Source organism: Mycobacterium sp. TH-M106 (genome assembly GCF_057473765.1).
This window is the reverse complement of sequence record NZ_JBYCLE010000241.1, coordinates 1-11,012: the sequence shown is the minus strand read 5'-3', so window position 1 is coordinate 11,012 and position 11,012 is coordinate 1. Positions and strand designations below refer to the sequence as shown.

General features: G+C 62.6%; 12 protein-coding genes. 1 reads left to right on the top strand and 11 read right to left on the bottom strand.

Translation table 11 applies throughout. The features are described from left to right. The 7 genes from AC2VOP_RS08455 to AC2VOP_RS08425 form a co-directional block, all read right to left on the bottom strand. A partial coding sequence (locus AC2VOP_RS08455) for a DUF2694 family protein (RefSeq protein ID WP_486951864.1) occupies window positions 1–145 on the bottom strand: 145 nt, incomplete at its 3' end. After that, entirely contained in the window at window positions 138–470 is a 333-nt protein-coding gene (locus tag AC2VOP_RS08450) for an ESX-1 secretion-associated protein (protein ID WP_486960548.1), read from the bottom strand. The genes AC2VOP_RS08455 and AC2VOP_RS08450, both read right to left, overlap by 8 nt. 11 nt (window positions 471–481) lie before the next feature. Further along, window positions 482–1,885, bottom strand: coding sequence for a DUF4226 domain-containing protein (locus AC2VOP_RS08445; RefSeq protein ID WP_486960547.1), 1,404 nt, complete (start codon window positions 1,883–1,885; stop codon window positions 482–484). A 132-nt stretch (window positions 1,886–2,017) separates the two neighbouring features. Then, on the bottom strand, window positions 2,018–2,308 hold the full coding sequence (locus tag AC2VOP_RS08440) for a HigA family addiction module antitoxin (protein ID WP_486960546.1): 291 nt from the start codon (window positions 2,306–2,308) through the stop codon (window positions 2,018–2,020). Window positions 2,309–2,310: 2 nt separating this feature from the next. After that, window positions 2,311–2,682: a DUF4226 domain-containing protein gene (locus AC2VOP_RS08435; protein ID WP_486960545.1), complete on the bottom strand. Its 372-nt coding sequence runs from the start codon at window positions 2,680–2,682 to the stop codon at window positions 2,311–2,313. 16 nt (window positions 2,683–2,698) lie between these two features. Next, complete coding sequence (locus tag AC2VOP_RS08430) at window positions 2,699–3,535, bottom strand: C40 family peptidase (RefSeq protein ID WP_486960544.1); 837 nt, start codon at window positions 3,533–3,535, stop codon at window positions 2,699–2,701. Continuing rightward, complete coding sequence (locus AC2VOP_RS08425) at window positions 3,522–4,325, bottom strand: helix-turn-helix domain-containing protein (RefSeq protein ID WP_486960543.1); 804 nt, start codon at window positions 4,323–4,325, stop codon at window positions 3,522–3,524. Before AC2VOP_RS08425 ends, AC2VOP_RS08430 begins: the two co-directional genes overlap by 14 nt. A gap of 151 nt (window positions 4,326–4,476) precedes the next feature. Here AC2VOP_RS08425 and AC2VOP_RS08420 point away from each other — a divergent pair, with 151 nt between their 5' ends. Further along, window positions 4,477–4,893, top strand: coding sequence for a WhiB family transcriptional regulator (locus AC2VOP_RS08420; protein WP_486960542.1), 417 nt, complete (start codon window positions 4,477–4,479; stop codon window positions 4,891–4,893). 63 nt (window positions 4,894–4,956) lie between these two features. On the opposite strand, the gene AC2VOP_RS08415 is transcribed toward AC2VOP_RS08420, so the two are convergent. From AC2VOP_RS08415 to AC2VOP_RS08400, 4 genes are all read right to left on the bottom strand, one after another. Further along, window positions 4,957–6,447, bottom strand: a complete 1,491-nt coding sequence (locus AC2VOP_RS08415) for a PE-PPE domain-containing protein (protein WP_486960541.1) — start codon at window positions 6,445–6,447, stop codon at window positions 4,957–4,959. 66 nt (window positions 6,448–6,513) lie between these two features. Further along, window positions 6,514–6,825: a hypothetical protein gene (locus AC2VOP_RS08410; protein WP_486960540.1), complete on the bottom strand. Its 312-nt coding sequence runs from the start codon at window positions 6,823–6,825 to the stop codon at window positions 6,514–6,516. Window positions 6,826–7,145: 320 nt separating this feature from the next. Then, window positions 7,146–8,819: a PE-PPE domain-containing protein gene (locus AC2VOP_RS08405; protein WP_486960539.1), complete on the bottom strand. Its 1,674-nt coding sequence runs from the start codon at window positions 8,817–8,819 to the stop codon at window positions 7,146–7,148. A gap of 226 nt (window positions 8,820–9,045) precedes the next feature. Then, on the bottom strand, window positions 9,046–10,728 hold the full coding sequence (locus AC2VOP_RS08400; protein WP_486960538.1) for a PE-PPE domain-containing protein: 1,683 nt from the start codon (window positions 10,726–10,728) through the stop codon (window positions 9,046–9,048). Window positions 10,729–11,012: the final 284 nt, after the last annotated feature.

Below are 11,012 nucleotides of genomic sequence, written 5' to 3'. Positions count from 1 at the left end.
CAATCGCCTCGGCCAGTGTGCCGGCGTCGGTATCCAGTGCCGCCTCCGTCAACGCCACGCTGTGCAGGTAGCCACCGCGGCAGGAGCGGAAGAGGATATGCCCGCTGGGATGGGCCGTGTCAAAACCCGGATTCGGTTCAGCCATCGGCACGCATCGACTGGCCGTCGACAATGCCGCGGAACTTCGCGGCGGCATCCCGCTCGTTCTGCTCCCACAGCTGTGCGGCCGAGGTCAGGTTGCCGGCCATCTCGGCATGCTCGACCGCTTGCGCCTCGTAGCATTGCCGCCTGTCGTCGAGCAGTTGTCTGCCGGCTTCGGCCAGGCCGGCATAGATCGGTCCGAGCGAGTCCAGGCTGGCCTGGATCTCACTGTGCGACAGCGGGACCGTCGACAAGTACTCCGATGTCCGCTGGTGATGACCCGCCGCTTCGCGCAGACTCTCGGTCTCCACGTGGATGTCTTCTGCCATCGTCTAGCTCCTTAAGCGCGGACGGTCGCCGACGGCCGGGTCGGTGTCGGCGTCTGGGCCGGCTCCGCCGGCTCGATCGGCACCGGCGGGTGCTGCCAGCCTAGAAAGCTCGGGCCCCCGACGTTGCCGATATCGTGGATCTGTCCGTCGAGCAGTGCCTTGCTGTTGCCCACCGCGAGCGCATGGCGATCGGTGAACATGCCGATATCCCCCAGTCGCACCCGAGACGGATCGACCTGGCCGGTCACAGCAGTGCCCGGCGGCGGGATGGTGATCCCCTGTTGGCGGAACGCATCTGAGATAGGTGTGCCGCCGACAGCCGCACGCACCACCTCGGCCAGTTGCGGCGTGGGCGCGGTGACCGTCTCCCCGTTGGGCAGCGTCACCGTGGCAGGACCGGCACCGGGGGTGGAGTCCGCTGGAGACGCGCCGTCGTCGGCCTCTTTGCCGCCGGCATCGTCGGGTGTCGGCTCGCGCGCGGACACCAGCTCGTCGGGCTGCGACGCTGGGTCGTCGAATTGTTCCCGCACCGGTGGGTTTTGCAGGGCCGGCACCAAGCCGGCCGGTGGGCCGAACGGCAACCCACCGATGGGGCTCGGGCCGGCGCTCGGTATCCCGCCACCGAAATCCGGGCCTGCCGGTGTCACCGGGGTGCCCGGTGCGGCGCTCGGCGCTCCGTGCTCGGCAACGGGTTCCGCATCGTCTTCTGGCAGCGGCGAAGAGGAGTCCGAGTAGGTGTCCGCGGCCGGCTCCGAGGAGGTGCCCGCAACCGGCTCCGGGTGCGTAACGTCGCCTGCGCGGGTGGCGCCAGCCGATTCCCCACGCCCGTCCGGAGTGGTTTGCGCAGCGTACAGGGCTGCCCACGCCGCTGCCAACGCTTGCTTGGAGGTGTCGTCGTCGTTGGTGTCTTGCACCACCGCGACAATCTGGCGAAGCTTGCCGATGAGGAACTTCTGGAACTCCCGGGCCCCGGCAGTGGTGCTCAGGTCCCACGTTTGGGCCGCGTTTTCGATTTGGTTCTCTAAGTCGTCCAGTTGCGTCCTGCCCTCGCGGGTGGTTTCGTGCGCGTGCAGCAGCGCCTCGATCACCTGCCGGTCGAATTCGGCGGTCGCCGATTGTTGATGCGACAGTGCGGCTTCCGCCTTTTTCATCGCCCGCACCGCGCTGCCCTGCTGCGGCCGGAGCTGCTGCGGGGCATCATCCGGCGGCGCACTGGGCGGCTTTGGTGGCGGCCTTCCCGCCGAGCTTTGCGGGAATAGCTCCGGGAAAGCTGCCCGCAGCCGGTTCAGAATGCCGTCGTACTCCTGCGGCGGCAGCAGCAGCACTTCCAGCTGGGCCGCCTGTGTCGCCTCCCCCGCCTGCCCGGCCCGTTCGATGCGGTTGATCGCGTCGATCACGTCCTCGCGCGTCGTCATCGGTCGACCCGGCTTCGGCGCCGCTTCATGCGCGGTGACTGTACCGACGCCCGATCGCAGCGACAATTCACTCGCCCCCACTGGCGAGATAGAGCTCAACCCAGACTGAAGTCCGAGCGCCCAGGGTGCCGGTCAGAGCGCGACCTTGCGGACGTGCTCCAACTCGTCGCCAAGCTGAATACGCGCCATGTCCAGGTCGTACTGAGCCTGCATGTTGATCCAGAAGCCGTCGGTAAGCCCGAACGCCCGCGACAACCGCAGACCTGTGTCCGCAGTGATGCTGCGGCGGCCGTGAACGATCTGGTTGGTCCGCGGCACCGGAACACCGATCGCCTTCGCCAGCGCATACTGACTGATTCCCAGCGGCTCCATGAAATCACGCAGCAAGAGCTCGCCCGGATGGGTTGGCAGAAAATCGGCCATGATTACACCTCCTCAGTGGCGGGACCCGAGTAGTGAGCCCGCAACGGCACCAGCAGCGCCTGTTTGGCGGCATCGTCGCGATGGGCCTCGTCCACGATGGCGATCAGTTCTCGATACTTGGCGAGGAGAAATCTCTGGAACTCGCGTGCGCCCAGCGGGGTGTCCACCGCGAACGCCGCCTGGTGCTGCACACAGCTGTCGATCTCGGCGGCAACGGCATCGAGCCGCCGACCAGCCGCGACGGTCGCGGCGTGGGCGTCCCGCACGGCCCCGGCCAGCAGCTGGTCGGTCTCAACGGCTGTGCGGTAGCGCGCCGACAACGCCGCCTGCTGGGCCGCGATCGCAGCCGCCGACGGGCTGGACTGCTCTGGCATTGGTTAACCGTACGCCTTACGGCAGCGGACGCCGGATCGTCACATGGGTGCCCAGCGGGCTGATCCGAACCGCGGCACCGGCGTGCGGTGCCTCGACAACCAGATTGTTGCCGATCGCTAACTGCACGTGTCCGGCGTTGGGAAACACCAGGTCTCCGGGACGGATCTGCCAGCGCGGCACTGCAACCCCGTCATGGATCTGCTGATAGGTGGTGCGGTCCAGGTGAATCCCGGCTTGCGCGTACGACCACTGGGTCAACCCCGAGCAATCGAACTTGTCCGGTCCGGTTGCGCCCCAGACATACGGTCGACCCAGCCGGGACAGCGCCGCGCGCACGGCGAGACCGGCACGGCTGTCGGCCGGCAAGCTCAATCCGGTCGGGTGGTTGCGCCCGCGCTGTCCCCGTCGGTAGCGCAACCCCCGCAACGCGGCCGTATGCTGCAGCGCCCGCGCACGCGCGGCCACCACATGGGCTTGCTGGGCGCGCAGTCGGGCCGCCCGTCGGCGCATCGCCTCCCCCTGGGCCAGCGGGCTATCCGGTGTGGCGGCCGCGTCGGCACGCGCCTCGTCGAGTACCGTCCCGGTCTGCGCCCGGGCCCGGGCGTGGTCGTCCCAGGCGGCGCCGAGGACGCCGGTGGCCGCGGCATCGGTCTGTGCGGCCGACTGCAGCGCGTCGCGGTGGTCGCGCGCCGCTAGCCGGTAGCGCTGAAGTCCCGCACCGGTATTCAACTGCGTCGTCTGGCCGGCCAGTTGGGCGTCGTGGATCGGCCCCGGGTCCAGCGATACCGGACGGGCGGCTGCTGAGAACAGCTCGTGGGCGCGGCTCAGCACCGCCAACTCACTGTCGCTCACTGGCTTGCCCCCCGTCGTCGTGATCCGCAGGGTCGGCCATCGATTCGGTCGCGTCGGCGAAGGCTCGCACCCGCGACAGCGCGCCCGGTGGAATGACCCCCGTGTTGCGGATGTCCCACATCTGCTCGCCGGTGACACCGAGCAGCGTCGCAATGACCGGCTCCGGCAGCGCCGAGCGCAGACACGCCCGATCGAACCGCGTGCTCAAGCTGGCGGGAATGCGTTCCAGCAGGGCGCTGCGCGTCGCCTCCAGGGCCTGCAGATGCTGCATCAGCCGTGCGGCCGAATCGGCGCCCGCGTTCACGGCTACCCGCCAAGAGCTAGCCGCCAGCATCTCCGCCTTCACGCACTGTGCGATCACAGAGAGAATATACGTCTCATATTCGTCTGATGTCGACGGGGGAAGCCGATCAATCACCGAACGCAGTGCTTCGAGCTGCGCTTCGGCATATCCTTCCAGCACGTCGGTGTCGCTGTGGCGGTCGACGACAACAGTGCCGGCGGCGCGCGCCGGGAATGTCTCGGGCGAGCCGGCTGTGCTCCCCTGGGTCAGCTGGGCGAGTTCGGCGTCGGGATCGGTGGCGACCAACAGCCGCGAATAGGTACCCGGCGGCAGGCCAAGTCCGTTCTCTACCTTGTAAACTGTGCTTTTATGGGCTTTTCGGGCACCGCGTTCCAGGTAGCTCAGGCCCATGATGCTGACGCCGGTCGCCGCGGCGAGGTCGGCCAGCGACCAGTCCCGCGACTCGCGCAGCGCCCTGATGGCCGCGCCCGCTGATTCGCGGCTCACCGGAGCACTCCAGCCATATCCGGATACTACGTGACCTGGATCCTTGTTACTTGCATATATGTTTTTATCCCGTTTCACTTGCGTGCCGCCGCGGCATGTGTATATGTTTCGATCTACGTTATCCGCGTTATCGACGTGAGGAGTCCGACTGATGGCACCCCCCTGCTCCACCAACCCGGATCTGTGGTTCGGCTACGCCGACGACGACGGCGCCGACGGCGCCGCCAAGGCGCGGGTCTACGAACAGTCATCCGCGCAGGCGCGGCTGATCTGCCTGCGCCGCTGCCCGCTGTCGCAGCAGCGCAAGTGCGCGGCCCTTGCCGTCGCGCGTGGCGAGGAATACGGCGTGTGGGCCGGCGTCAAACTCCCCGGCGGTCAGTACCGCAAGCGCGAAGAACTCGCCCGCGCCCGCTCCGTCCTGCGCCGCATCGCCGCCGGCGAGATCAACCCGCGCGAGCTGCGGGAGAACGCGGCGCTGCTGGCCCGGCACGAGGACGACGAAGTCCCGGTGCCGACAACGGTGTTTCACCTGCCGCCCAGGGGAGCCGAGCCGCCGTCGGCGGCGTAAAGATGGTTGCGTGTCCCATTCTCGGCACTGGCAACCACGTTGCCTTACGGTTCCGGTACCCGATCAGGGTGCTATGAGGCCTCGAAAGGCATCGACGATCGTTTGGACTGCACCTTCTGCAGTTTCATAAACAGGGATTTCGAGAGCGCCTGCCACGGTAGTAATTCCGAATTCAGCCGCGATCGGCATGCCGATGGCGTCGAGAAGGTGGCCTGAGGTGAGTTCTTGCACGAAAAGTCCTGCGTCCCACATCGGTAGGGTGATTGCCAGGGCAGAGGTAATGTCCGCCGTTGGGAGCAACGTGGCATACAGGTGCGATAGCGCACCGCTCAATGTGTTGAGGAAATCGACGAAGCTGGTCGACGAAGTCCCAGCGGCCTGCGTGCCACTGGCCACCATATCCGCTCCAGCACCAATGACTGCGCTGCCGGCGTCCGACCCGCTCGACTGGGACAGATGCGAAAGATCGCTGGTGAATGCCTGAATGCCCTGCTCAGCACCGTCGACCAGGGCTTTCAGCACGTCGGTCGGGTTGATGTTCGTCGGGAACAGCCCAAACGGGGTCGGCACATTCGCCGGGCCCTGCGACCAGCCATCGTGGATGCTCCCGTAGCCCAGGTTGACCAGCACCTTGAGGTCCGGCTGCAACAGACTTGCGAAAGCGTTACCCAGAGGGCCGCGGGCGCGCATGGGGTCTAGCAGTGGCAGATCCGGGGTGGGAGTGATGAAGTATTCGGTGTGGCCGGTGTAATCGGCAGACACCGGCAGCTGAATTGTTTCAGCCATGTGCTCGAGGGAAATGTCCGTATAGTCGGAGTGGACGAACTGGATGCCAGCGACGGCGTTGAGGTCCGATAGCAGATTGAGCGGGTACTGCGGCCAATCGCCGTAGCCGTCGTATTCCTGTGTGTAGACGGCGGTATCCCACGGCGTGTCCGCTGGTTGCGCGCCATAAAACGTGATCCCCAGGCTCCCGAAGCGCAGCGGCAGGTTCGGATCGAAGAAGCGTGCCAGTACGCCGCCGTTGGGGTTCATTTCGTCACCCTCCAGTATGAAAGTCAGCTGTCCCGTGGTTGGCTGTTCGGCCACCGGCAAGGCCAGCAGATCACGCATTTCCAGTGCGGAAATGACGGCGCTCTGGGAGCCGCCACCAATGAGGACGTTGTTTCCGTCGGCGATTTGGTTCATGATCGTGGTGTTCTCGATGCTGAGGCCCTGTCCGATCGAGATGTTAAGCGGCAGGCTTTTGATACCGGTGACCGGATAGAAACCCTCCGGGGTGAATAGCGAGTGATAGGCATTGACCTCGAACAGGGGCTGGCCGGGGAAAAGCGGCGAGGTGGGGTTGAAATGCTCCATAGCGTGGAGAATTTCATGCTCCGCAGGTATCGGATTGCCGCTGCCGCCGATAATAAATCCCTCCGTGTCCAGCAACGTCGCTTCCGCCCGCACCTGACCGCCGGGCGGGAGTGGTGCTATCGGTGTGACGGTGATGAGGCCGGCGCCGACCAGGGCGACGCCGGTGGTTACGTAGAGGCGAAGCAATAAGCCCATGGCGAACCTCTTAAATATAAGGTGATAAGTCTGTCGACAAGCGTAAGAGAATACTGGTAACGACATCTATGGAGTTGGCTCTAAAGCTGCGGGTCTTGTTTTGGTGTTCACTACAAACGCCTGGCTGAAACCTCGATAACCCGCCAGACTTCGACCCAACCTACAGTCAAGCAGGAGGCTGGCCCCGATAAATTTGTCGAATCGAGCCAGCCGGTAGCACACGGTGTTCTCGGGGACATCCATGCGTTGCTCCGCCAGCGCCACCTTGAACCGCTCGCAGCCGGTGCTTGGGGCCGAACTGCTGGCGTGCTCCGCGAATATCTGGCGTCGGTGCTGCACGCCACCCAGACGGCGAAGCTCCTGGTCGTCGTTGCCCATCGCCACTGCGACGTGCAGCCCTGTTAACCGTCGTTCAAGATGAGCATCCGGGCGACGTCCCGGTTCGGGTTGGTGCTGCCGGAAGCCAGCCCTCGGCGTGCAGGCCGATCATCGTCCACAAAGGTTCGATCAGGCCCAACAGGCTGGCCGGCACGCGTATGCGGCTGCGTCCAGGACGGTGAGCGTGTCGCGCAACGGGTTGGCGGCGCGGCGCAGCTAGCGGCGCACAGTCGACGGTGAGCGTTCCAGCACAGTGACGATACAGCGATGTCCGTGACCGACGACTTTGCTGGCCGAGGAATGTCGACCGTGCGCGCTGGTCAAGATAGCAGACCCGGCAGACCCGCGAGGAAGTTCAGATCTTCGCTGAGTAGACCAGTGGCAGCATTTGCTGCGTTCCCCAGGGTGTCTGAAATGATGCTAGGCCCAATGATGAGGTCAACCGCTATCGAATACAGGCCGGTTGTGAAGGCGGGGATGTCGCCGAAATATGTACTGGCGCCATTCAGGTTACCATCGACCAGCTCGTGGATGCCGAGGCCGGCAAGTTCCAGATCATAGGTGGGGATAGTGCCGCCCATAACGGTAAGTATGGATGTCATCCCCTCTAGGAAGGCGCTGGGTTGGTTGCTTATGGTAGCCAGAGCGCTGCTGTTGTCGGTCAGCAAGATCTGGAATTGATCAGCGAAATTGCTCGGAGTGAGATCCAACGGTGTGATGGTCGGCAACGAGATCTGCGGTACCGTGCCCAAGGTGAAGGCACTGGCGAGACCCGTCAGGATGCTGAGAGGCTGCGCCGCCAGTTCTTTTAGCGCCTCCGTCACGTCCGATGGTGTAATTTGGCTTAGGTCAGTGTGGAAGTTTTGGATACCTTCCTTGGCTCCGGCGATTAGCTCGTTAAACAGCGTGGTCGGGCTGACGTCCGGGAGCCCCGGCTGGATCGGGGTGAAGACATTGGGATACTCGCTGTAGGGAACATTGTCGGGACCGTAGCCCAGGTTGACGAGGATTTTTAAATCTGGTTGCAGCAGATCCGCCAGCGGAGTTCCGATCACCGGCACATAGCGCAGTGGGTCCAGCATCGGCAGGTCGTGCACAGGAACGATATACCAGGTGGTGTTGCCGTCGTAACCTGCAGATGGTTGCCATATAAACGAATCGCGAATTTCGGACACAGGCAAACCCGTGTAATTATTGTGCACGAAGGCGATGCCGTACGCCGCGTTGATGTCCGCCAGTAGATCGTCGGGATATTTGGGAAAATCGGAAAATCCGTCGTATTCGCCGGTGTAGATGATGTTGTGCCATGGCTGGTCTACGGGTGTCGGACCATTGAAGGTGATGCCTAACGTCGGCAAGGAAATAACACCTGCTGAACCGGTGAATGTTGGGTTGTCATCCAGATACGACGGCATGGTCGGGGTCTGGAGGCCAGGAATATCGAACCGGTCGAGCATGCCTCCGTTGTCGTTATTCGGGTCACCTAACAACAAAAAAGCCAGTTGGTCTGGTGTCGGCTGTTTGTCGGCCGGTAACGACATGAGATATCGCATCTCCATGGTATTCTCCGTGGCGCCGCCAGAGTAGCCGAACAAGACGACGTTGCGTCCCTCATTGAGTTCGTAGTTCATTTCGGTGTTCGTAACCACCTGCGCCACTTGCTCGGTGTGGTCCAAGTAATCATTGTGGATAGCTAGTCCATATGCCTGCGCGGGCTGGGATAGGATTCGTGCGATGCTATCGGGATAATTCGGCTGCACAAACCGCACGTAGCCATTTTCTACCCCTCCGCAACATGGGTACGGGTCACCGGTGCCGTAGTTGTAGAACGTAATGGTCTCTGGGTCCGTGCCACTTGTCGCGTCAACATCGACCAGTCGCACCGCGCGCACCTGAGCGCCGGGCGGTGGTGGCGCCACCGGTGTGACGGCGATGAGGCTGGCGCCGACCAAGGCGACACCAGAGGTCACGTAGGGACGAAGCGGTGTGGTCACGATTAACCCCTTAATGTTAAGTTACCAGTCCGCTATCAACTGTACTAAGTTTGGTAGGGAAATTCTATGGACCTGGCTCTAAGCCTGCGAGGCTCGTTTTGGCCGCCACTACAACCGCAAGGTGGAAACTCGACAAGCTGCCAGACCTCGACTAACATCTGAGCGCCGAGCCGGCTGGCGCGAGTCGCGCCAGCCTATGAGCGTCGCCGATGCAGGATGGAAGACACTACAGCAAACTGGGTAGTCCCGCGAGGAAGTTCAGGTCTGCGGTGGCGGCGCTATGGATAGCGCCCTCGACCAGGCCCAACTGACTCTGGACCGACTCATACTCGACAAAAGGAATCCACGTAACACCAAGTCCCACGGAGAGGTTTGGTACCTCAGTAAAGGTCGTGAGCGCTCCGTTCAGCTTGCCGTCGGCCAGTTGGCTGAGGCCAGCGAGGGTGAGATTCAGGTTGTCCTGAGCAAGGGTGACGAGGTTCAGGGCATCATTTCCTGTGATCGAAGCAATGTTGTCGATAGCTGTCGGCACGGCGGTCAATACGTCGTTATTAAGAGTGAGAACCGTCTCCAGTTCAGTAGTGAAGTTGCTGGGATCAAGGACATCGGGCGTTACCGTGGGAAGCGTGACTTGTGGTATAAAGCCCAGAGTGAGGCCGCTGGCTATCCCCGTTATGCTGCTCAGCGGGTGCTCTGCCAGTTGTGTTAGAGCGGCCGTCACTTCCGATGGCGAAATCTCGCTTACGGCGCTTTGGAAGTTTTGGACACCTTCCTTGGCTCCGGCAACCAACTCGTTCAGCACAGTGGTTGGGTTGACGTCGGGGAATAGCCCCGAGGCCGGGGTGTCCACGTTGGGATACTCGCTGTAGCCTACGTTGTCTGGGCCGTAGCCGAGGTTGACCAGTACCTTCAAATCCGGCTGCAGCAGATCGGCTAGCGGGTTTCCGATGACCGGGACGTAGAATCGCAGCTGATCCAACAACGGCAGGTCCGGTGTGGGGATGATGAAGTAAGTGGTGTTACCGTCATATCCTGGAGAAGCCTGCCATAGTTCGGCCGTAGCGATCAACGAGGCTGGTTTGGCCGAACCGTCGGCATGTACGAAAGCCGTGCCCAATATCGCGTTGACGTCTGCCAGCAGATTCAGCGAGTACTGCGGAGAGTCGGCAAACCCGTCGTATTCGCCCGTGTAGATGACGTCGGGCCAGGGGGCGTTTTGAGGAGTCGGATCACTGAAGGCTATACCGATACTCGGCAAGTTGAAATGGCCTGGCAGGCCAAATGGCATTACATTGTCGTTGGCGGGGAGATCTGGATAGCCGTACCGCGAATATAGGCCACCGTCGGGCAGGTTGGGATCACCATAATCCACAAAACCCAGCTGGGTGGAGCTCGGCTGCTCATCGGCCGGCAACGACATAAGGTAAATCATCTCAAGGGTCTGTATGGTGGCACTCTGAGACGTACCGTAAAAAACAACGTTGTGTCCCTCGCCGAGCTGCGTCATCAGCGCATTGTTCCAAATCTGCTGGCCCACGGCCTCCGAATGATCATGGTATCCGCCTTGCGTAGCAGAAAACGGATAGAACTGAGCCGGATAGCCGAGGTAGTGCGGAATGGCCCCGGGATAATTCGGTTGGACATATACCTCGTTGGCGTTGGTGAATTGACTTGCGGGGAGCTCCGGAACGGTGCTGCCCCCCGACTCGTAGGCAACGGTTACTTCACCCGGACCGAGGGTGGTGTCGATGCCTGGGACTCCGTTGGGGGCGATGACGATATCTCCATTGGAGGTGAGCCGCACCGCATGTTGCACAACGTCGGATTGGTGCGCTGGTGTGACGGCGATGAGGCTGGCGCCAACCACGGCGACACCAGTGGTCACGTAGGGCCGAAGCGCTGAGGTCATGGGATCTCCTAATGTCCGATAATAATTTTGCGATTAGCATAGTGGAGGAGCTGTGGCGAATTCTATGGAGTTGGCCCCAAAAAAAATCCAGCTTAGTTTGGTAATTACTACAGGCGGGTGGATGAAAGGTCGAGAACCCACCAGCTTGACCAGAACCCGCACGTCAAGCAGGGTTCGCGACGCGTCTGACCTGACTTAGGACATGGCCCGCGGGTTTCCTGACCGGCACCGCTCTGGCCTGGTGTTTCCTTGGCGCGAGGGCACTAATTGGGGCACTAAGCGGG